Annotated in this window: 25 protein-coding genes and 2 rRNA genes (1 of these 27 cut by a window edge); 1 reads left to right on the top strand and 26 read right to left on the bottom strand. The window is 37.3% G+C overall.

Going from position 1 to position 22,873, the window contains the following annotated elements; all coding sequences use genetic code 11:
* Positions 1–65: 65 nt before the first annotated feature.
* The 15 genes from JFT95_RS25300 to metG all read right to left on the bottom strand — a co-directional run bounded on the left by JFT95_RS25300 (position 66) and on the right by metG (position 12,944).
* On the bottom strand, positions 66–290 hold the full coding sequence (locus JFT95_RS25300) for an anti-sigma-F factor Fin family protein (RefSeq protein WP_002091576.1): 225 nt from the start codon (positions 288–290) through the stop codon (positions 66–68).
* Positions 291–360: 70 nt separating this feature from the next.
* Positions 361–921, bottom strand: a complete 561-nt coding sequence (pth, locus tag JFT95_RS25295; RefSeq protein WP_002144538.1) for an aminoacyl-tRNA hydrolase — start codon at positions 919–921, stop codon at positions 361–363.
* A gap of 72 nt (positions 922–993) precedes the next feature.
* The gene (locus JFT95_RS25290) at positions 994–1,947 is read right to left on the bottom strand and encodes a ribose-phosphate diphosphokinase (protein WP_002091580.1); all 954 of its coding nucleotides are present in this window, start codon (positions 1,945–1,947) and stop codon (positions 994–996) included.
* Positions 1,948–1,965: 18 nt separating this feature from the next.
* Entirely contained in the window at positions 1,966–3,345 is a 1,380-nt protein-coding gene (glmU, locus tag JFT95_RS25285; RefSeq protein WP_002091584.1) for a bifunctional UDP-N-acetylglucosamine diphosphorylase/glucosamine-1-phosphate N-acetyltransferase GlmU, read from the bottom strand.
* Between the two features lie 323 nt (positions 3,346–3,668).
* Complete coding sequence (gene spoVG, locus JFT95_RS25280; protein ID WP_000454042.1) at positions 3,669–3,962, bottom strand: septation regulator SpoVG; 294 nt, start codon at positions 3,960–3,962, stop codon at positions 3,669–3,671.
* A 152-nt stretch (positions 3,963–4,114) separates the two neighbouring features.
* Complete coding sequence (locus JFT95_RS25275; protein WP_000869819.1) at positions 4,115–4,489, bottom strand: RidA family protein; 375 nt, start codon at positions 4,487–4,489, stop codon at positions 4,115–4,117.
* Between the two features lie 123 nt (positions 4,490–4,612).
* Positions 4,613–5,461 (bottom strand): pur operon repressor, encoded by an 849-nt coding sequence (purR, locus tag JFT95_RS25270; RefSeq protein WP_002091587.1) that lies wholly within the window; start codon positions 5,459–5,461, stop codon positions 4,613–4,615.
* 54 nt (positions 5,462–5,515) lie between these two features.
* Entirely contained in the window at positions 5,516–6,385 is an 870-nt protein-coding gene (ispE, locus tag JFT95_RS25265; protein WP_012260164.1) for a 4-(cytidine 5'-diphospho)-2-C-methyl-D-erythritol kinase, read from the bottom strand.
* A 196-nt stretch (positions 6,386–6,581) separates the two neighbouring features.
* On the bottom strand, positions 6,582–6,761 hold the full coding sequence (gene sspF / locus JFT95_RS25260; protein WP_002094215.1) for an acid-soluble spore protein SspF: 180 nt from the start codon (positions 6,759–6,761) through the stop codon (positions 6,582–6,584).
* Between the two features lie 91 nt (positions 6,762–6,852).
* Positions 6,853–7,116 (bottom strand): biofilm formation stimulator Veg, encoded by a 264-nt coding sequence (gene veg, locus JFT95_RS25255; protein WP_002009653.1) that lies wholly within the window; start codon positions 7,114–7,116, stop codon positions 6,853–6,855.
* 238 nt (positions 7,117–7,354) lie between these two features.
* A complete protein-coding gene (gene yabG / locus JFT95_RS25250; protein ID WP_002009651.1) occupies positions 7,355–8,218 on the bottom strand; it encodes a sporulation peptidase YabG in 864 nt (287 codons plus the stop codon).
* Between the two features lie 117 nt (positions 8,219–8,335).
* Entirely contained in the window at positions 8,336–9,214 is an 879-nt protein-coding gene (gene rsmA, locus JFT95_RS25245) for a 16S rRNA (adenine(1518)-N(6)/adenine(1519)-N(6))-dimethyltransferase RsmA (protein WP_002091590.1), read from the bottom strand.
* Entirely contained in the window at positions 9,211–9,768 is a 558-nt protein-coding gene (rnmV, locus tag JFT95_RS25240) for a ribonuclease M5 (RefSeq protein ID WP_002029323.1), read from the bottom strand. The genes rsmA and rnmV overlap by 4 nt, the downstream gene beginning before the upstream one ends.
* A 260-nt stretch (positions 9,769–10,028) precedes the next feature.
* Positions 10,029–10,796, bottom strand: coding sequence for a TatD family hydrolase (locus JFT95_RS25235; protein ID WP_002009645.1), 768 nt, complete (start codon positions 10,794–10,796; stop codon positions 10,029–10,031).
* A gap of 165 nt (positions 10,797–10,961) precedes the next feature.
* The gene (gene metG, locus JFT95_RS25230; protein ID WP_002029324.1) at positions 10,962–12,944 is read right to left on the bottom strand and encodes a methionine--tRNA ligase; all 1,983 of its coding nucleotides are present in this window, start codon (positions 12,942–12,944) and stop codon (positions 10,962–10,964) included.
* Between the two features lie 521 nt (positions 12,945–13,465).
* Here metG and JFT95_RS25225 point away from each other — a divergent pair.
* A complete protein-coding gene (locus JFT95_RS25225; RefSeq protein WP_000843037.1) occupies positions 13,466–13,750 on the top strand; it encodes a transition state genes transcriptional regulator AbrB in 285 nt (94 codons plus the stop codon).
* Positions 13,751–13,770: 20 nt separating this feature from the next.
* Here the strand turns inward: JFT95_RS25225 and rsmI are convergent, their stop codons facing one another.
* From rsmI to JFT95_RS25170, 11 genes are all read right to left on the bottom strand, one after another.
* Complete coding sequence (gene rsmI / locus JFT95_RS25220; protein ID WP_201053512.1) at positions 13,771–14,646, bottom strand: 16S rRNA (cytidine(1402)-2'-O)-methyltransferase; 876 nt, start codon at positions 14,644–14,646, stop codon at positions 13,771–13,773.
* Positions 14,615–14,905, bottom strand: coding sequence for a GIY-YIG nuclease family protein (locus tag JFT95_RS25215; RefSeq protein ID WP_201053697.1), 291 nt, complete (start codon positions 14,903–14,905; stop codon positions 14,615–14,617). Before JFT95_RS25215 ends, rsmI begins: the two co-directional genes overlap by 32 nt.
* The gene (locus JFT95_RS25210) at positions 14,892–15,632 is read right to left on the bottom strand and encodes a tRNA1(Val) (adenine(37)-N6)-methyltransferase (RefSeq protein ID WP_002029328.1); all 741 of its coding nucleotides are present in this window, start codon (positions 15,630–15,632) and stop codon (positions 14,892–14,894) included. Before JFT95_RS25210 ends, JFT95_RS25215 begins: the two co-directional genes overlap by 14 nt.
* 120 nt (positions 15,633–15,752) lie before the next feature.
* Positions 15,753–16,103 carry a DNA replication initiation control protein YabA gene (gene yabA, locus JFT95_RS25205; protein ID WP_002009639.1) on the bottom strand — a complete coding sequence of 117 codons (351 nt, stop codon included), beginning with the start codon at positions 16,101–16,103 and terminating at the stop codon, positions 15,753–15,755.
* Positions 16,104–16,117: 14 nt separating this feature from the next.
* Positions 16,118–16,945, bottom strand: coding sequence for a PSP1 domain-containing protein (locus tag JFT95_RS25200; RefSeq protein ID WP_002009637.1), 828 nt, complete (start codon positions 16,943–16,945; stop codon positions 16,118–16,120).
* Positions 16,946–16,950: 5 nt separating this feature from the next.
* Positions 16,951–17,934, bottom strand: coding sequence for a DNA polymerase III subunit delta' (gene holB / locus JFT95_RS25195; RefSeq protein ID WP_201053511.1), 984 nt, complete (start codon positions 17,932–17,934; stop codon positions 16,951–16,953).
* 35 nt (positions 17,935–17,969) lie between these two features.
* Positions 17,970–18,596: a dTMP kinase gene (gene tmk / locus JFT95_RS25190; RefSeq protein ID WP_016093696.1), complete on the bottom strand. Its 627-nt coding sequence runs from the start codon at positions 18,594–18,596 to the stop codon at positions 17,970–17,972.
* Between the two features lies 1 nt (position 18,597).
* Entirely contained in the window at positions 18,598–20,019 is a 1,422-nt protein-coding gene (locus JFT95_RS25185; RefSeq protein ID WP_201053509.1) for an aminotransferase class I/II-fold pyridoxal phosphate-dependent enzyme, read from the bottom strand.
* 79 nt (positions 20,020–20,098) lie between these two features.
* Entirely contained in the window at positions 20,099–20,278 is a 180-nt protein-coding gene (locus JFT95_RS25180; RefSeq protein ID WP_002130199.1) for a sigma factor G inhibitor Gin, read from the bottom strand.
* Between the two features lie 198 nt (positions 20,279–20,476).
* A 5S ribosomal RNA gene (rrf, locus tag JFT95_RS25175) occupies positions 20,477–20,592 on the bottom strand.
* Positions 20,593–20,641: 49 nt separating this feature from the next.
* Positions 20,642–22,873 (bottom strand): 23S ribosomal RNA (locus tag JFT95_RS25170) (it continues 690 nt past the right edge of the window).

Raw genomic sequence — 22,873 nt, 5'->3', positions numbered from 1 at the left:
TTTATGCAAATATTTTGGAAAAAGAAAACAGAAAAATGCTTTGGACATGCCAAAGCGACAACATTTTATTGCAGAAATTTTTCATATTCATAATACTCAGGATAAGATGCGAGCGTTTCTTGACACGATTCACAAATCGTTTTTATATATATATTTCCATTCTCATGAAAATGAATCATATCCACTACTTCTTGCTCTGTTAGTTGAAACAAAACGTCGCTATATACTTTTTCTGCGATAATGGAGCCCACATTACTTCCACAATGTCTACAGTAATAATAACCTTCCATACTAGCCTCCTAAATATCCAATTGCTACTAGTATGGGATAAAACAAAATAAAATATTCCAGATTGTGCGCTTAACTATTAAAAGTATTCATGATTTGGAGAAAAGGTTTATTTAACCATTCCTCACATGCATCTGCTGCATTTTCAATGGATTGATTAACGCCAGATATTTCTTCAGATGTAAAACGTCCTAATACGTAATCCACTACTTTCATCCCATTTTTCGGACGATCGATTCCCATGCGGATACGTTGAAATTCTTGTGTTCCTAAATGTGAAATTGTTGATTTCACACCATTATGTCCACCCGCACTACCTTTCATGCGAAGGCGTAATTTACCTACAGGAATATCTAAATCATCGTACATAACAATGAAGTCCTCGACATCAATTTTATAATAATCCATGAGTGGACGGATACTTTCCCCAGATAAATTCATATATGTAAGTGGCTTTAGTAAGATTACTTTTTCCCCATTAACAAAACCTGCGCCAAATACCCCTTTAAACTTTTGTTCATTCAAAGAAATACTCCAACGTTTTGCAAGTTCATCGATTGCCATAAATCCAATATTATGCCTTGTTAATTCATATTCTCTACCTGGGTTCCCAAGTCCTACTATTAATTTCATTCTTGTACCACTACTTTCTTTTTTCGATACGAAAAGACGTAACCAAGCTTGGTTACGTCTCATTCTATCCAATTAATTGAATAATACACTTACAGATTCTTCTTCGTATACACGAATGATTGCTTCTCCGATTAATGGAGCAACTGAAAGTTCATGTACTTTATCAATTTTCTTCTCTTCTGGTAATACGATAGAGTTCGTTACAACTAACTCTTTAATATTCGAATTTTGAATACGCTCAATTGCTGGACCAGATAATACTGGGTGTGTACAGCAAGCATATACTTCAGAAGCACCGTTCTCAACAAGAGCGTTTGCCGCTAATGTAATTGTACCAGCTGTATCAATGATGTCATCAATTAAAATTGCTGTTTTGCCTTCGATGTTACCGATAATGTTCATTACCTCAGATACATTCGGACGAGGACGACGCTTATCAATAATAGCGATTGGCGCTTTTAGGCGATCCGCCATTTTTCTAGCACGCGTTACACCACCGTGATCAGGAGATACGATTACGATATCTTTAAGGCCTTTTGCTTCAAAGTAGTCTGAAAGAATCGGTACACCCATTAAGTGGTCGATCGGGATATCAAAGAATCCTTGAATTTGCGGAGCATGTAAATCTAGAGTGATTACACGAGTTGCACCTGCTGTTTCAAGCAAGTTTGCTACAAGTTTCGATGTAATTGGTTCACGAGAACGCGCTTTACGGTCTTGACGCGCATAACCATAGTAAGGAATAACAATATTAATTGTTTTTGCAGATGCACGTTTTAATGCATCAATCATAATAAGTAATTCCATGATATGTTCGTTTACTGGGAAGCTTGTAGATTGAATAATGAATACATCGCAACCACGGATACTTTCTTCAATGTTAATTTGAACTTCTCCATCACTAAAACGATCAACAGAACATTTTCCTAGTCCTACTCCAATATGCTTTGCGATTTGCTCAGCAAGTTCCTTATTAGAGTTTAAAGAGAATACTTTCAAATTAGAATTTAGATATTGAGTCGACATCTAGATTAACCCTCCACATTATGATTTTTTCTTATTCAGCAATTGATCAACATAGTCTTCTTTGTTAACTTGACGTGCACGTGCTACTGATAATGCTTTTGATGGAACATTCTCTGTTATTGTAGAGCCTGCTGCCACATAAGCACCATCTTCAACTGTTACAGGCGCAACAAGGTTTGAATTACATCCAATAAATACCCCGTTACCAATTACAGTTTTAAATTTATTCTTGCCGTCGTAGTTCACCGTAATTGAACCACAACCAAGATTCACGTCTTCTCCAACTTGTGCATCCCCGATATAACTTAAGTGTGAAGCTTTACTTCTATTACCAAAAACAGTTTTTTTGATTTCTACGAAGTTTCCAACGCGCACTTCATCTCCAATAACTGAATCTGGGCGAATATGTGCAAATGGACCAACTGATACTTCTGTACCAAGTTTGCTGTCATGTACAGTAGATTGACGAATTACCGTACGATCTCCAATTTCACTATCGCGAATTACTGTATGCGGTCCAATTTCACAATCAGAACCAATTACAGTGTTCCCCTCAATAACCGTTCCTGGGTGAAGAACTGTATCACTACCAATAATTGCATCCGCAGAAATGTATGTGTTACTTGGATCAATAATTGTAACACCATTTACCATGTTCTTTCTGTTAATACGATTTTTCATAATAATTTCCGCTTGCGATAGAGCGACTCTGTCGTTAACACCTAACGTTTCATCGAAGTGCTCTGTTTGATAAGCTGATACAATATGACCTTCATTTTTTAAAATTTCAATAACGTCCGGAAGGTAATATTCGCCCTGTACATTATCATTTGAAACTTTAGAAAGTGAAGCAAATAAAGCTTTATTATCAAAACAATACGTACCTGTATTGATTTCTTTAATAGCTAATTCTTTTTCATTTGCATCCTTATGCTCAACAATCTTTTCAACATGACCATTCTCATTACGAACGATACGGCCATATCCAGCAGGCTCTTCTATGTACGCTGTTAGTACCGTCGCCATTGCTCCCGCTTCTTCGTGTTGCTGAAGCAATGCTTCCATCGTTTCAGCAGTTATTAGAGGTGTATCACCACAAATAACTAAAGTTGTTCCCTCTTCATTTGCAAGTACACTTGCAGCTTGATCGACAGCATGAGCTGTACCAAGTTGTTCTGCTTGTAATGCAAACTCACTTACGTTTCCTAGCTGTTCTTGTACCTTTTCAGCACCATGTCCAACGACTGTTACAAGTTTCTGCAATCCTAATTGAGATACTTCATTGACTACATGTTGTACCATTGGTTTTCCACATACAGGATGCAGCACTTTGTATAGCTTGGACTTCATACGTGTGCCTTTACCTGCAGCTAGAATCACTGCAAATCTGTTTGACATATAGACCCTCCATCGCAACCTATTTATCCATTAACGATATTATCCTAAATCATCATATATTTCAAGAAACACATTATAACTATTAAATTTTACCATAATTCTTATAAGATGTTTTACTCTTTAGTATCTTTTTTAAGGAATAAGCTATACTATTTTAAATGATTTTGAAAAAATTAGAAGTTTTTCATCTTTATTTTTTCAAAATATGAATTTTTATAATTAGAAACGTGTATTATTCAAAAAAAACAAACTCCTGTAAATGCTTACAGGAGTTTGCTACAAAATTATAAGACTTTCTTTCAAAAGCCCTTTTCATTCGAATTTTACGAAGCGCCTGCTTCTTCAAACTCAACCTCTTCTAACTCGCCTAAACGATGATACTCTGTTAAAACCGCATCTTGAATTTTAGAGCGTGTATTAGAATTAATTGGATGTGCAATGTCACGGAATTCTCCATCTGGAGTACGTTTACTTGGCATTGCTACAAATAATCCATTATTACCATCAATTACACGAATATCATGAACAACAAATTCATGGTCTAGAGTAATAGAGGCAATTGCTCTCATGCGGCCTTCTGTGTTTACGCGGCGTAATCTTACGTCAGTCACTTCCATCTTGTGTTCACCACCCTTTTCTAAATAAGCGATATATTTGTATAAATTCCACAAAATTTCTATTTTTCCTTTAATTTTTTAAAAATTTTTAAGATAAAAATTTTTATTGTAGTTGAATATAAGGATTAGTAGAGGTTATCGCTTACAAAGAGTTACTTAACTAGGGCAATTACTTCGATTTCAACAGAAACATCTTTCGGTAATTTTGCTACTTGTACACAAGAACGCGCTGGTTTATGAGTAGAGAAATAAGAACCGTATACTTCATTAACAGCATTAAAATCATCCATATCCTTCAAGAATACTGTTGTTTTTACCACTGTATCAAATGAAGCACCTGCTTCTGCTAATACCGCTTGTAAATTTTCAAATACTTGCTCTGTTTGTACTGTTACATCTCCTGTTACAAGTTCTCCACTTGCCGTTAACGGAATTTGTCCTGAACTATAGAACATGTTATTTACAATAATCCCTTGTGAATATGGTCCGATTGCCTGTGGTGCTTTGCTTGTTTGAACAACTTTCATACTTTTCACCCTTTTATTATTTATTTTTACTCTTTAAAAATAGTGTACCAAAAGCAGTTTGTCCATCTATTTTGTAATTTATAAATAGGAATAAAAAAAGGTAAAGCTATCTGCTTTACCTTTTTACTCAGCCTCTACAAGCCCTTTATCAAATGGTGCAAGTGCATAATTCCCCTTTTCCACTTGAATCGCTTTTTCTTTCACATCAACTTCTGACAGACGAATTAATGATACAAAGTTATTAATAAGTCTTTCTTCAATATCCGTAGACTCTACTAATACGCCAATCCCAACAACATTAGCTTTAAACTCTTCTAGCATGCTCATCATACCTTGAATGGTTCCGCCAGCTTTCATAAAGTCATCAATAATTAAAACATTGGACCCTTCTGGAAGGCTACGCTTTGCTAAAGTCATCGTTTGGATTCGCTTAGAGGAACCTGATACATAGTTAATACTAACAGTGGGTCCTTCTGTTACCTTATTATCTTTTCTCGCAATTACTACCGGTACATCTAAGTAGTTCGCTACTGCATAAGCAAGCGGAATTCCTTTTGTCGCTACCGTCATAACCGCATCAATTGGTTGCCTAGCAAAAACAGAAGCAAATAAACGACCTGCGCCATTAATCTGGCGAGGATTACTTAAAAGATCCGTCATATATAAGTAACCGCCAGGCAAAATACGGTCTGGGTTTTCAAATAAGCTACAAAGCTCGTTAATAATCAGATTTGCCTCTTCTTCACTTATATAAGGAATATATTTCACTCCTCCTGCTGCTCCTGGTACCGTTTGCAATGTGCCGACACCTTGTTGTTCAAACGTTTGCTTAATAATAACTAAATCTTCACTAATGGAAGATTTAGCCGATTGATACCTTTCAGCAAAAAAAGTGAGAGAAACTAGCTGACGAGGATTTTGTAACAAGTAATACGTCAGATCGACCAATCTTGTACTTCGTCTAATTTTCATACTCTCACCTCAAATCACGAATATTCTAAACAAATCATAACTTATTATACGTCTTTATTCAAGCGTTTCTCGCTCTCCTAATAAACGCACTGCATATACTTGCTCGCAAAATCCTTTTAACCCGTTATATATGCGGTGCATTCGCGAATCATGGTGTACAAGACCAAATACAGTTGGGCCACTTCCACTCATTAATACAGCATCTGCCCCAAAGCGTTTCATCTGTGATTTAATACGTGCAACCTCGGGATGCATCGCAAACGTCACATCTTCTAAAACGTTACCAACAGTATCACAAATTCCTTTATAATCGCCATGGTTAATGACTTCAACCATTTTATCTACATTTGGATGAGTAACACGATTTAATTTTAAATTTCCGTACACGTCAGCAGTAGATACACCAATGTGGGGCTTTGCTAAAACAACCCAACAAGAAGGCGGAGTCTTTATATGTTCAATTTCTTCTCCTCTTCCAGTGGCAATAGCAGTTCCACCATATACACAGAACGATACATCTGATCCAATTTCTGCGCCAAGCTTTGCTAATTCATCGATTGTTAGCCCTAAATTCCATAACTTATTAAGGCCACGTAATGTCGCTGCTGCATCACTACTTCCACCTGCTAATCCAGCGGCTACTGGAATCGTTTTTTCAATAGTAATAGACACACCTTTTTTTACATTAAACTTCACTTTTAATAATTTCGCTGCTTGATAAGCTAAATTGCGTTGGTCGTCTGGGACATACCGATTATGGGACAAAATTTCAATACGGTCTTCTGCTAATTCCGTTAGCTCTAAACGATCTGCCAAGTCGATTGTTGTCATAATCATTTTCACTTCATGATATCCATCTTGTCTTTTTCCCAGTACATCTAACGACAGATTAATCTTTGCTGGTGCTTTCACTAGTAGCTTCAATCTATTCACCCACTCTATGTACTCAATCTTTTATCGTTTATTTTACCATAAATTTATAGTAAGACGATGACACTTCCCTAATTATATCGAAAAGCATTCAGAATGAAACTACTTATGTCAAATGATGGCACCTTTTAGCGTGCAAAAAGCCGAGGAATCTCTCCTCGGCTACCGTAGCATAGAAAGTATCTTACAACTACTGGTTTCGTTTCATTAATTGCTGTTCTGCAATTTCTATAGCACGTTTCACCATATTACCAGCATCTTTCGCACGAATTCCGCCCCATCCTTCTTTCTGAACAACATCATAAAATCCAAGCTCTTTTGCAAGCTCTTCTTTAAATTGATTTGACATGACTCCTCTTCGTCTACTCAATGCAGAGTCCCTCCTTATTTTGCTACGGTATAATTAGTATGCAAAATAATATAGCTTTTCATTTATGGGAATATATGTAACAAAAAATACATTAATTATAAAATACTTCATTTTGAGATTCATCGTAAAATGTTAGCTCTACTGTCTCTGTTAAAACATCTGCATAACTATAAGATACACGTTGCAATGCATCTTCTTGCTGGTCTAATTGTACAACAAACACAGAACGATACGTTTCTGCAAGTACACCTGATTGCTCCACAGTTTTTCTTCTCCCACTATTTGCCTTTAACATAAGTCGCTGTCCAAGATGGTGATCTAATTCGCTTTTAATTTCATCTAAACGTTTTGACATATACTTTGCTACACCTCGCTGTAATTTAGATTGAACACTTAAAACACGATATATCTATCCCAATTATTAACCGCAATTCACAGACAATATCATTATAAAAGCATCATGCGTTCAAATAGATAGAAGAAATACTATATTCTAAAAGTATCATTGTATAGTCTGCACGTTCTTGCCGCTTTTTATCCAGACTCATTTAAATCATTTCCACATAAAAAAGCAAGATACGTATGTACCTTGCTCATTCGTCATAATGTTGAAAGGGCAATCCTGTTCGTAAAATCCCTCTTGTTTCAATTCCGCCTAGTCCCTTTTCGCCAGTAATTGTATTACGCACAACGTCCCATACATTTACTCTTTCCATAAATGAAGTGAAACTAATTTTGCCAACTACATATACAGGATCTAGAGCATGAATATTAATTCTAGACGGTGAACTAGCAAAATTAGCACCTGCCCGAATCAACGCCTCAAAGTGTGATTGACAAGCCCCAGCAAAAATAACGAGTTGATCTAACGATGGATACTTTTTCCGCACTTCTCGAACGGCCTGTACAAAATGTCTAGAATGTCTATATGCTGCTAAATCTCCCATAACTCCTTTTGACTTTGTATATGCATCATGTCCTGTAATAACTAAAATGTCTGGGCGAAAATGATCTATTAAGTCTACTACCTTTTCATGCATCTCCGTTTCCTTACAATGAATACCTTGAACAGGAACACCTATTTTATTATATAAATCTAAGCACTTGCGCAAATATAAAGGATCTCCATCTATATGCAATACACGTCCTGGCATTTGAAAATAATTCACTTCACTTGTATATCCACCAGTTGAATTATGTTCATGTCTTTGTTTCATCAACACGTAATCTTGCTGAAACAACCGGTAAGTACGCTCCATCGTTTCTTTTTCACGCTTCACTCTATTTTTATGTTCTCGTTGATCTATACTAACTAAATCTGCAAGTGGTGCATCCGCCACAAGTCTAATTTCCTCTCCAAATAATATTGCCATATCGCCTTTTATTTCTATAATACGAAAAAGAATATCCCTATTATGAGAATATCGTTCAACTAATTCTCCAACATGTAAATCCATTCTCCTACCTCCAAACTCCAAACTCGTTAGGCCATCTTACCTGTTTTTAAAGTATGAATTTAGGAAAGGAAAGGTGACAAAAGGGACAGCTCAAGTTGAACTGTCCCTTTCATATTCTTATGACAATTTATGAAGAATTAATGCATTACTTAATGTTGCAAACTCTTCGATAGATAGCGTTTCGCCTCTTCGCTTCGGATCAATTCCTACTTCTGTCAAAATTCGATCCAACAGCTCTTTATCTTTCGGGAAACCATTTAAATTATTTGATAAATTATTCATTAAAGTTTTACGACGCTGTGCGAAACTCGCTCGTACTACTTCAAAGAAGAAAGTTTCATCTGTCACTTCTACAACTGGTTTAGGACGCTTTAGAAGACGGATAATCGCAGAATCAACATTTGGTTGTGGCACAAACACTGTACGCGGTACAGTCATAACTGTTTCTACCTCTGTATAATACTGAATGGCAATTGATAAAGAACCATACTCTTTCGTGCCTGGTTTAGCAGCTAAACGATCCCCAACTTCTTTTTGCATCATAACAACAAATCCACGAACCGGTAATTTTTCTTCAAGCAATTTAAATAAAATTGGCGTTGTAATATAGTATGGTAAGTTAGCTACTACCATTACATCTTGTCCTTCTTCAAATTGCTCACTAAACACTTCATGTACATCTGCTTTTAGTACATCTTTATTTATAACTGTAACGTTGCTATATGGAGCTAACGTCTCGTCTAAAATTGGTAATAATCTCTGATCAATTTCAAAAGCCACTACTTTTTTAGCACGCTTCGCCAATTGCTCTGTTAACGCACCGATACCTGGTCCAATTTCAATTGCGCCACTTTCTGAACCGATTTCTGCGTGATCAACGATACGATTTAATACATTCGTATCAATTAAAAAATTTTGTCCTAAACTTTTTTTGAATGAAAATCCATACTTTTCAACAATGTCTTTCGTACGATTTGGTGTTGCGATATCCTTCATTTTTTTTCCTCCTGTATTACTTGCTTATAAGCTTCTGCAAATGATTCCTTTGAAACCTGAAACATTTGTAAACGTTTATGTAACTGTTTTGCGTTTGTATAACCAATCTTTAATAGCTTACCCACTCTTTCTCTGCGACTCTTTGCCATTTCTCCGCCCACTAAGCCCGCATCGACTAGATCACTCCAACTAATTTCACTTGTGTAAGCTTCCATTTCTTCATGTATATTCTCTAAAGCACGGCGAATCGACTCATTAGAAGCATGTTCGATTCCAACACCTTTTTTCCTTTTAGCAAGTGCTTCTTCCTTCGTTAAAAAAGCATGCTTACATCCAGGAACCTTGTCAGAAATAATTTTTCGAATACGCTCTCCAGGATAATCCGGATCTGTGAAAATAATAACGCCTCGTTTTTGCTGCGCTAATTTAACTTGCTCAATAACGTGATCACCGATTGCTGAACCGTTCGTTTCGATTGTATCCGCATCAACAGCACGTTTAATCGCAACTGTATCATCTTTACCTTCTACAACGATAATCTCTTTAATTTTCATGCTTGCCTCCACACTCTTTTCATCTCTACTTAGTAAAACAAAAAAATGACGAATTTTCCATTATTATTTTCCCAATCGTACATTTTAAAAAGTAGAAGAGAAAAATCTTTGTTCACTATCCTTATTGTAACACTTCTATCTCCATCTTAATTTATCCGCAATATTTCTACACTTATGTTATGAGTAAATAGTGGGTTCTTATCACTTCTACTATCTCTCTTCTCAAAAAACAAAAAAAGAATGGGACTCCCCATTCTTTTTTATTCAACACCAAATAAGGATTTGGCATTCTTTGTTGTTACTTGTGCTACTTCGTCATAAGAAATTCCTTTTAAATTCGCAATTTCTTCTGCTACCAGTTTTACATAACTAGGTTCATTTCGTTTCCCTCGAAATGGGTGTGGTGTTAAATACGGGCAATCTGTCTCTATCAATAATTTTTCTAACGGAATCTCCATAGCAACTTCTTTCGGTTTCTTGGCATTTTTAAATGTTACTGGCCCACCTAATGAAATTAAAAAGTTCATATCGACACATCGCTGCGCTACTTCTACACTACCGCTAAAGCAATGCATAATGCCCCCTACTTCAGCTGCATTCTCTTCCTCTAGGATATCAACAATATCTTGAGTTGCATCGCGGTTATGTATAATAATCGGTAATTTCACCTTTTTCGCTAATGCAATTTGTTTACGGAATACTTCCTTCTGTATTTCTTTTGGAGACTTATCCCAGTGATAATCTAATCCCATTTCCCCAATTGCAACTACTTTAGGATGAGCCGCTAATTCTTCTAACCAAGCTAAATGTTCTTCTTTCATATCGATTGCATCAACAGGATGCCATCCAACTGCAGCGTAAATAAAATCATAAGCCTCTGCTAATTCAATTGCTTTCTTTATCGTTACTTCATCAAATCCAACAACAACTGTATATGTAACTCCCGCTTCTTTCATTCTCGCGATAACTTCTTGTAAATCTTCTTCAAATTGCTCTGCATTTAAATGTGAATGTGTATCAAACAACATAATAAATAACTCCTTTTATATTGAAATCAATTCTCTCATAGAAAAACTACACTCTTTCTAACTTAACGATAACAATACTTCAATTTTAATGCAAAAAACGGAATGTAAAAAGAAAAAAGACGCTTCACCAATGTTACACGTGAAACATCTCTTTTCTTGTCTCAATTACTTGATTTTTGTACCATTTGGTAAATTCTGGTCAATTGATGCTAATGACAATACGCCATTCTCTTCACCTGCTAAAATCATACCTTGTGATAATTCACCACGTAATTTTACAGGTTTTAAATTCGTTACACAAATAACCTTTTTACCTTTTAGTTCTTCTGGGGAATAGAATTTAGCAATCCCAGAAACCACTTGGCGCTTCTCTGTACCTAAATCAAGCTGAATTTTTAACAACTTATCTGCTTTTTTCACAGGTTCAGCGGATATTACTTCAGCTACTCGTAATTCTACTTTAAAGAAATCATCAATTGTAATTTCTTCTGCCTTTGGTTCTTCTGCTTTTTTCTCTTCTACTTTAGGAGCAGAACCTTGCATTTGTTCTTTAATATACCCCACTTCTACTTCCATTTCCAAACGAGGGAAGATTGGATTTCCTTTTTCTACTTTTGTTCCAGCTGGAATACATCCAATTGTAGATAGGCTTTCCCAAGATTTATGCGCCTCTTCAGTAAGTCCAAGTTGAGCAAACATCTTACTTGGTGCTACTGTTAGGAATGGCATAAGCATAATACCTGTTTGACGAAGTACCTCAGCTAAGTGGGCCATTACAGACGCAAGTTTTTCGCGATCATTCTCATCCTTCGCTAATACCCACGGCTGCGTTTCATCAATATATTTGTTCGTACGGCTAACTAATTGCCAAATGGAACTTAGCGCTACAGAGAATTCCATATTCTCCATTGCCTCTTCTACTTTTTTCAATGTATCTTTGGCAAATGTCACTAACGTTTCATCGAACTCAGTTACATTTGCTTTAAATGCAGGGATTTCCCCGTTAAAGTATTTATCAATCATAGCTACTGTACGATTTAATAAGTTACCTAAATCATTCGCTAAATCAAAGTTGATTCGTTCAACAAATCCTTCTGGTGTGAATACTCCATCAGATCCAAATGGAACTTCGCGAAGTAAGTAGTAACGCAATGCATCTAATCCGTAACGATCAATTAGTGTAACTGGATCTACTACGTTTCCTTTTGACTTACTCATTTTTCCATCCTTCATTAAAATCCAGCCATGAGCAAAGACTTTCTTCGGAAGTGGTAAATCTAAAGCCATTAAAATAATTGGCCAATAAATTGTGTGGAAACGAACGATTTCTTTCCCAACTAAATGGACATCTGCTGGCCAGAATTTTTTATACTTCTCTTCATTTTCTGTTCCATATCCTAATGCAGTAATGTAATTAGACAACGCATCTACCCATACGTAAATAACGTGTTTTGGGTTACCTGGAACACGAACTCCCCAGTCAAATGAAGTACGAGAAACAGCTAAATCTTCTAATCCTGGTTTAATGAAGTTATTAATCATTTCATTTTTACGGGACTCCGGCTGAATGAAATGTGGGTTATCTTCATAGAACTTTAATAGTCGGTCTACATATTTACCCATTCTAAAGAAATAAGACTCTTCGCGAACAAGTTCTACAGCGTGACCACTATCTGGGCTTTTTCCACCAACTACTTTGTCACCTTCCATAATTGGATCTACTAATTGATGCGCTGTATAGAATGTTTCATCTTGTACAGAATACCAACCTTCATATTCATCAAGATAAATATCGCCTTGATCTACTAGCTGCTTGAAGATTTTCTCAACAACATCTTTATGACGATCTTCAGTTGTACGAATAAAATCATCATAAGAGATATCCATCTTCTCCCAAAGTTCTTTAATCCCTGATACAATGTTATCCACATATGCCTGTGGTGTAACATTTAGTTCTTCTGCTTTCTTTTGGATCTTCTGTCCATGCTCATCAGTTCCTGTTAAATAATGAACATTGTATCCTTGCATACGCTTATATCGTGCCATCGCATCTCCTGCTACTGTCGTATAAGCATGTCCAATGTGTAACTTTCCACTTGGATAATAAATTGGGGTAGTAATATAAAAGGACTTATTTTCCTCTTTCATCGTTTTGGACCTCCCGAATAACCTCATATGTATTTATAAACAGTATATCAAAAACTCATATATAAAGTGAAACTTTAATCCGTGGGGAGGGTTCATCCCCCATGGATTATTAGCCCACACCAATCGGGCTTTTACGAGCAGCCCGACTCCCACTTAACTTCTTTGCTCTGGCTAAATTTTAAAGTGGGAGTCTTACTGCTCGCAAATAGCGGGATAAAAACGAGTTAATGCTCGATATCTTTATCATCTATTACTCATATTCAAAAAAAATATACAATATATTTCCCGAAAAGTATAAACATTACAAAAAATAATACAAAACAATTGTAGAAATGACTTACATTCTATCATATATAAGAAGTATAAAAATCTATAAATCTTTTTTAAAAATATAGAATTTAATAATTGACGGAAATGTAAATGATTGGTATCATATGTCCATAGGGTATTTTGTCGAAAAATGACGAATCAAAAAAATAGACTCGAAACTTATAAACTATTTATTTAGGAGGAAAAGAATTATGAAATCTACTGGTATCGTTCGTAAAGTTGATGAATTGGGTCGTGTAGTAATTCCAATCGAATTACGCCGTACTTTAGGTATTGCAGAAAAGGATGCTCTTGAAATCTACGTTGATGATGAAAAAATCATCTTAAAGAAATATAAACCAAACATGACTTGCCAAGTAACTGGTGAAGTATCTGATGGTAACCTATCTTTAGCTGAAGGTAAAATTATCTTAAGTAAAGAAGGCGCTGAACAAGTCTTAAACGAACTTCAAGATTATATCGAAACAGCAAAATAAGCTTCTCAATTATGAGAAGCTTATTTTTTATCCACATGATAGATTTGATATACGTCTCGTTTCGACAAATCTCGATCTTTAGCGACTGTTTTTATCGCTTCTTTTGAATTCATACCTTTTTCATTTATATAATGTTCAATATGATTATATACTGAAATAGCTTCCCACCATTGTTCTTCTGGAGTAGGTTCTTCTGTTGAACCTGCTACTAAAATACAAAACTCACCACGAACTTCATTTTGCTTCGTCCACTCAATCGCTTCTTCAATTGTTCCACGAATAAATTCTTCAAATTTTTTCGTTAGCTCACGACATAATACGATTTCCCTATTTCCTAATACTTCTTGCATAGAGATTAAAGTATCATCTAAACGATGTGGCGCCTCATAAAACATCATTGTAGTTGGAATATAGCGTAGTTTTTCTAATTCAAGCTTACGTCCCTTTTTATTTCTTTGCAGGAAACCATAGAAATAAAAATGTTTTGTCTCAAGTCCTGATGCAATCAATGCTGTAAGGGCTGCATTTGCCCCAGGAAGCGGGATAACATGATATTTTTCTGCTACAGCCTCTACAACGATATCATAACCAGGATCTGAAATACATGGCATACCAGCATCGCTCACAATGGCTACAGTCTTACCTTCTTCTAACTTATCTAAAATTTTCCGTCCACTTACTCCTTTATTATGCTCATGATAACTCATAACTGGTGTTTCAATTTCAAAGTAATTACAAAGTTTCTTCGTTTGCCTTGTATCTTCCGCTGCAATAATGTCTGCCTCTTTTAAAATTCGGATTGCACGAAATGTCATATCCTCTAAATTTCCGATTGGAGTCGGTACTAAATATAAAACTCCCTTTTCATTTTGCTGAAAGCTTTTTTGCTGCCACATAGCGTTCTCCTTTTTGCATATATTCTTCTTTTTTTTCCCTCGTTAACTGCTTAAAGTGATACTCAGCTTGCATAGCCGTTCGTTTATCCTCATGATCCTCTACATATTTTAAAACAACTGGAAGTCTAGCGCGTGTATATCTAGCACCTTTTCCACTATTATGGGTCTGAATCCGTTTTTCTATATGATTCGTGTATCCAGCATAATAACTTCCATCAGAACACTCCACCACATAAAAACAATGCTTATTCTTCTCCATATAAAATTGAACGAAGCTCCTTTGTATATTCATTGTTTTCTTCATATACAAAAAGAGGTGGTAAGATTTTTAAATCAGCATTCCCATCCTTAATTCCTTCAATTAACAATGTATTCGCTTCTTTACCAGCCTTAGGATAAACAAATCGCACACGTTTCGGTTCAATTTTGTATTTACGCATTAATGTGACGATGTCGAGCAAACGACCTGGACGATGTACAAACGCTACTTTCCCACCCTGCTTCACTAGCTGGCTACTTGCGTATACAACATCTTCTAGTGTGCACATAATTTCATGACGAGCTATCGCTAAATGTTCATTCATATTCTTCTCAGAAGTTTGTGGTGTTTGAAAATAAGGAGGATTACATGTTACAACATCATATTGATGACGTCCAAGTTTCTCCGGCATATCTTTCAAATCTCCATGGATTAAATGAATTCTTTCTGCTAAATTATTGTATTGAACGCTTCTTATTCCCATATCATATAAGCGCTCTTGAATTTCTACACCTGTAATTTTCCCTTTTGTCCTTGTACTTAATAAAAGAGGGATAACTGCGTTACCTGTACACAAATCAAGTAAATTACCTTTTTGAATTGGCACCCAAGCAAAATCTGCAAGTAAAACAGCATCCAAAGAAAAATTAAATACTGATGGACTTTGTACAATCTTCATATCTTGCGCTAATAAGTAATCTAAACGCTCATCTTCATATAAATTCATATATTGCTCCCTTTCTTACACTTAACCTACCCTATTTCATCTTCTATTAATGTAAAAATAAATTTCATTCTACTCTCATGTATAAAAAATTACCTTTCCAATTATATTGGAAAGGTAATCTCACTTTTTATTTAAAAATGACAGACAGAATAAACAATCTCCCTCTTTACGTACACTTCCATAATGTAGATTGCAAATATGAAAACCTTCTTGATATAGTCTCGCTAGATTATCGTAGCCTTCACCAATATCTGTCTTCGCCTTCATTTCTTTGCGTTTTTGAGTTTTTTGTTTTTCCTTGTTCTGCACTTCTTCAAAACGATGTCGCAAATTTTCATTTTCCATTTTTATATGTTGGTTTTCTTCCAATAATTCTGCAAGATGTTGTTTTAATTCTCCCAACTGTTTGTATAAATGTCCAATTTGCTCTTCCATACTAGAAACCGATGCAAAAATATCCTTTTTCTCCACAAGCACCCACCTCATTAATCTGTGGTTTGACTCGAAACGACCCCTTTATTCATTAATTCATCTAACGTATATTCTACTATCCGTTCCTTGTCTACTAGTTCCACTTGAATTAATCTTTCTAAAATATTTAATCCGATAACACGGCCAGTACCGTGCGGTGTTTGTATACGTTGATCTAAATCAGGAAGTTGTTCCTTTGCTGCCTCATATTCATCATTCTCATATTTTAAGCAACACATTAAGCGACCACATAAACCAGAGATTTTTGCAGGATTTAATGATAAATTTTGATCCTTTGCCATTTTAATGGATACAGGTTCAAAATCTCCTAAAAAAGTAGAACAACAAAGCATACGACCACATGGACCAATACCACCAAGCATTTTTGCTTCGTCACGAACCCCGATCTGTCTCAGCTCAATTCTTGTCCTAAAAATTGCCGCTAAGTCTTTCACTAGTTCCCGGAAATCAATCCGACCATCCGCAGTAAAGTAAAAAATAATCTTATTACGATCGAACGTATACTCTACATCTACAAGCTTCATATCAAGATTATGTTCTCCTACCTTTTGTTGACAAACTTGATATGCTTCTTTCGCAGCATGCCTATTCTCTTCAACAATGGTACGATCATTTTCATTTGCAATACGAATAACTTTTTTTAGCGGTAATACAACGTCATTTTCATCAACTTGCTTTTTGGTAATAACTACTTTTCCGTACTCAATACCTCTTACCGTTTCTACAATTACAAACTCATTTTCTGAGATATCGAACTGATTTGGATCAAAGTAATATACCTTTCCGGCCTTCTTAAAGCGAACACCTACTACATCATACAAAACGGTCATCCCTCCTGCAACCGCAACACTAACTGTTCGAACACAAGCTGCGCATTTACATTAGCGTTGATTCTATTTTTTGCCTCTAATATATTAAAGAGAGCTGATACAATGCGCTTCTGAGCATAAGAAAAGCATTCAAACATCTCTTTCTGCTCATGAAAAACAAGACGATCTTCTTCTCCAAGTTGAACATATAATAAATCCTTATAAATAAGGAGTAACATATCTAAGCCTTGCTGTAATTGTTCTTTCTCTCCAAAGTGCTTCCCCCATTTTTCTTGTACAAAAAAAATAGAGGCCTTATCTTTTTCGAGCGCTTCACATAATTTTATCACTAAAGCTCTCGCTTGTGCAAACCATTCATCATTACACATTAATAAAGCTTCTTCAAAACTATTTGTAAGCTGCGCAGCAAGTGTAGATAAAGAAACTGTAATACCTTCTTCCTCTAACCTCTTAATTAAAGATTCTGTAGGCAACGGCCTAAACGTAACAACTTGACAACGCGATAAGATTGTATTTAAAATCTGATGACTTTGTTCAGTAAGTAAAATAGCTGTTGTATCACTACTTGGTTCTTCTAAAAACTTTAAGAGCGTATTCGCTGCATTTGCTGTCATACGATCTGCATGCTCAATAATATATACTTTTTTATTTGCTTCTAATCCTGTTTTTGAAAACTCTTCTTGTAAATCATGAATTTGCTGTTTTTTAATAGATAATCCATCGGGTTTTACAATATATAAGTTTGGGTAGTTACCTGAATCAATTCGGCGACAATTCGTACATACATGACAAGGCTCTACACCATTTCTTTGTGAACAGAGAAAACTTTTTGCCATTTGAATTGCTGTGGCGAACTTCCCAGTCCCTTTCCCTCCCTCTAACAAGTAAGCGTGGGATATACGCTCTTTTGCAATGCTATTCATCAACATTTTGACACCGATGGGCTGTATAGCAGAAAGCTGCTCCCACGTATTTATCATACTGCATACCTCACTTATTTCATTCTTTCCTTCTATTATAACAATTTATCTTCTATAATCTGAACAACTTCTTCTATAAGTTTTTTCATTGGTTGATCAGCATTTACTAATACAACGCGATTAGAGAAACGCTCTACAACTTGTAAATACCCTTCACGCACACGTTTATGGAAAGAGATATCTTCCATATCTAGTCGATTTACTTCACGTCCTGCATCTTTTCCAATTCGTGCTAAACCTACCTCTGGCTCAATATCTAAATAGATTGTTAAACTAGGCATACAATCTTCCGTTGCGAAACGATTAATTTCAAATACTTTATCCATACCTAAGCCTCTTGCATATCCTTGATATGCTAAAGAGCTATCTATAAAACGATCACATAGTACAAGATAGTTTTCCTCAAGTGCTGGCATAACTTTTTCCACTAAATGTTGTCTACGTGCAGCAGCATATAAGAGCGCCTCTGTACGTGCTTCCATCATCGTATACTCTTGTTTATGTAAAATTGTTCTAATATCTTCAGAAATTGCAATACCACCCGGTTCTCTGGTCGCCATTACCTTTTGTTCCTTTTGCTCAAAATATGGTAATAAACTTTTAATTAATGTTGTTTTACCCGAACCTTCTGGCCCTTCAATTGTTACAAATAATCCCTTCATCCTAAAACCTACTTTCTATATCATACACGTTCATATATTTCGTACTACCTTGAAAACGAGCCCCTGTTTTCTCTAAATGAGTAATTTGCTTTGTATGTTCTTGAGTAATTCTCTCTCCATACATGATCAATGGAATTCCAGGTGGATACGGAATCACCATTTCTGCAGCTATCATACCAACGGCTTCTTCTATAGATACTAACTTCGTTTCGTATCTCTCTAATTGTTTATACGTATACGGTAAAGGGGAAATCTCCCCTTTATAAGTATAACGAATTGATGCTATCTTGTCTTTTACCTTATATTGCTGCATAGCTAATCGAATGATCTCTATAGCTTTCATATACCCCTCATTTACTTGTAACGGTAATATAAATAGGACGTTATATGGATCTGCCATTTCCGTATATATACCGACTTTTTCAAATACAGACTGTAATTCATACCCCGATAACTGACAGCGAGTTTGCACCGTAACTTTTAATTCATCTTGCGATGGATATTGCAAAATGGCTATTTGTGGGATAGATCGCAATCCTTCTTTAAATCGGCGTAAAAACTCAACGATTTCATCATGACCCTCTTCCTTTATAACTGCTATTGCAAAACGTGCTATATCAAGAGAAGCCATAATTGGATACGATGGGCTACTAGATTGTAGCATACTTAAATAGGAAGAAACTTTTTCTTCGCTCACCAAACGGCTATTTATATGTAAATAAGATCCCATTGTCATCGCAGGTAATGTTTTATGTGCGGAATGAACCACAATATCCGCACCATAAACTAATGCTGACTTCGGGAAGGGGTCCCCTATACAAAAATGCGCCCCATGGGCTTCATCTACTAGAACAGGAATTTTATGTGCATGTGCGTAAGCGATACTTGCCTCTAAATCAATTCCCATACCATAGTAATTAGGATGTGTTAAAATAAGTGCTTTTGCATTTGGATACTTTGTAATTGCCTCCTTAATAATTTCATCATGAACACCTACTGGTACGTTATGTACTTCATCAATCCATGGATTTAAAAAGACCGGATTAGCCCCTGCTAATTTCAAACCATTAATGATCGATTTATGACAATTTCTTTGTACGAGGACAATATCATGTTCGCCGCAGCAAGACAAAATCATTGTTAAATTTCCAACTGTTGAACCATTAATTAAAAAATAACTTTTGTGCACGCCATATACTTCAGCTAATAATTGCTGTGCTTCATCTATACATTCAAACGGGCTATGTAAATCATCTAATCCTGTTAACTCTGTTACATCAATTGATAATATGTCCTTAAACCCCCCTGAAGCTTTCTGAGGGAAGTTTAAACCATTCTTATGACCTGGAACATGAAAAGATAGTAGTCGCCTTTCTTTAAATTCCATTAGCGCCTCATATAAAGGCATACGATTTTGATTCATATATATCTCTTCCTTATTATTCATTCTGTATCTATTATACAGATATTAGGGCAAAAAAAATAATAGGCATAATGCCTATTTAAAAATATGATACTTCTAATTTTCGCAGTTGTTTTAAATAATGTATATACTTCGGGTCAGTTGTCTCAGTATTCACCAGATTTCTTTCGCACTCGTAACATATTAAATTATTATATACATATATTCCTTCCCCTCTTTTTGTCTCACAAACGATGCAAATTTCACTTGGTAATTTCATAATCTTTCCTCCCTTTTTAAATAAACATATTATATACCTCTATTCCTTAACAAATTTCCGGAAAATATACATCAATTTTTTATATAATATGATTTATTCTTGGGCAACGTGTTTGTATTACTTATGTATTCCCTTTACTTCTTTCATGTACTGTTTAAAAACAAAAAAACACAAGTCAAAAGACTTGTGTTTTAGCTTGCTTGGCGACGTCCTACTCTCACAGGGACAAGGTCCCAACTACCATCGGCGCTAGAGAGCTTAACTTCCGTGTTCGGTATGGGAACGGGTGTGACCTCTCTGCCATCATCACCAAACTATGAAGGTATATTCCTTCAAAACTAGATAACATTAGCTTCATATTATATGGTTAAGTCCTCGATCTATTAGTATTCGTCAGCTCCACATGTCACCATGCTTCCACCTCGAACCTATCAACCTGATCATCTTTCAGGGATCTTACTAGCTTACGCTATGGGAAATCTCATCTTGAGGGGGGCTTCATGCTTAGATGCTTTCAGCACTTATCCCTTCCGCACATAGCTACCCAGCTATGCCCTTGGCAGAACAACTGGTACACCAGCGGTGCGTCCATCCCGGTCCTCTCGTACTAAGGACAGCTCCTCTCAAATTTCCTGCGCCCACGACGGATAGGGACCGAACTGTCTCACGACGTTCTGAACCCAGCTCGCGTACCGCTTTAATGGGCGAACAGCCCAACCCTTGGGACCGACTACAGCCCCAGGATGCGATGAGCCGACATCGAGGTGCCAAACCTCCCCGTCGATGTGGACTCTTGGGGGAGATAAGCCTGTTATCCCCGGGGTAGCTTTTATCCGTTGAGCGATGGCCCTTCCATGCGGAACCACCGGATCACTAAGCCCGACTTTCGTCCCTGCTCGACTTGTAGGTCTCGCAGTCAAGCTCCCTTATGCCTTTGCACTCTACGAATGATTTCCAACCATTCTGAGGGAACCTTTGGGCGCCTCCGTTACACTTTAGGAGGCGACCGCCCCAGTCAAACTGCCCACCTGACACTGTCTCCCGGGTCGATAAGACCCGTAGGTTAGAATTTCAATACAGTCAGGGCGGTATCCCACCAGCGCCTCCACCGAAGCTAGCGCTCCGGTTTCAATGGCTCCCGCCTATCCTGTACAAACTGTACCAAAATTCAATATCAGGCTACAGTAAAGCTCCACGGGGTCTTTCCGTCCTGTCGCGGGTAACCTGCATCTTCACAGGTACTATAATTTCACCGAGTCTCTGGTTGAGACAGTGCCCAAATCGTTACACCTTTCGTGCGGGTCGGAACTTACCCGACAAGGAATTTCGCTACCTTAGGACCGTTATAGTTACGGCCGCCGTTTACTGGGGCTTCAGTTCAGAGCTTCGCTTACGCTAACCCCTCTCCTTAACCTTCCAGCACCGGGCAGGTGTCAGCCCCTATACTTCGCCTTACGGCTTCGCAGAGACCTGTGTTTTTGCTAAACAGTCGCTTGGGCCTATTCACTGCGGCTTTCCGTTAAGAAAGCACCCCTTCTCCCGAAGTTACGGGGTCATTTTGCCGAGTTCCTTAACCAGAGTTCTCTCGCACACCTTAGGATTCTCTCCTCGCCTACCTGTGTCGGTTTGCGGTACAGGCACCTTTTATCTCGCTAGAAGCTTTTCTTGGCAGCGGGGAATCAAAGACTTCGCTCCATAAGGAGCTTCCCCATCACAGCTCAGCCTTCACGATAAGCGGATTTGCCTACTTATCAGCCTAACTGCTTGGACGTGCACAACCAATCGCACGCTTCTTCTATCCTTCTGCGTCCCTCCATTGCTCAAACGATAAAGAGGTGGTACAGGAATATCAACCTGTTGTCCATCGCCTACGCCTGTCGGCCTCGGCTTAGGTCCTGACTAACCCTGAGCGGACGAGCCTTCCTCAGGAAACCTTAGGCATTCGGTGGACGGGATTCTCACCCGTCTTTCGCTACTCATACCGGCATTCTCACTTCTAAGCGCTCCACCAGTCCTTCCGGTCTGACTTCACTGCACTTAGAACGCTCCCCTACCACTGATACCATTGGTATCAATTCGCAGCTTCGGTGGTGTATTTAGCCCCGGTACATTTTCGGCGCAGAGTCACTCGACTAGTGAGCTATTACGCACTCTTTAAATGGTGGCTGCTTCTGAGCCAACATCCTAGTTGTCTAAGCAACTCCACATCCTTTTCCACTTAATACACACTTTGGGACCTTAGCTGGCGATCTGGGCTGTTTCCCTCTTGACTACGGATCTTATCACTCGCAGTCTGACTCCTAAGGATAAGTCATTGGCATTCGGAGTTTGACTGAATTCGGTAATCCGATGAGGACCCCTAGTTCAATCAGTGCTCTACCTCCAAGACTCTTACACTTAAGGCTAGCCCTAAAGCTATTTCGGGGAGAACCAGCTATCTCCAGGTTCGATTGGAATTTCTCCGCTACCCACACCTCATCCCCGCACTTTTCAACGTGCGTGGGTTCGGGCCTCCATTCAGTGTTACCTGAACTTCACCCTGGACATGGGTAGATCACCTGGTTTCGGGTCTACGACCACGTACTAAACGCCCTA

It is taken from the genome of Bacillus sp. TH17, from assembly GCF_016651125.1.
In the GTDB taxonomy this organism is placed as follows: domain Bacteria; phylum Bacillota; class Bacilli; order Bacillales; family Bacillaceae_G; genus Bacillus_A; species Bacillus_A mycoides.
Note: the sequence above shows the minus strand (reverse complement) of the source record. Positions and strands in the feature narration are given on the sequence as shown.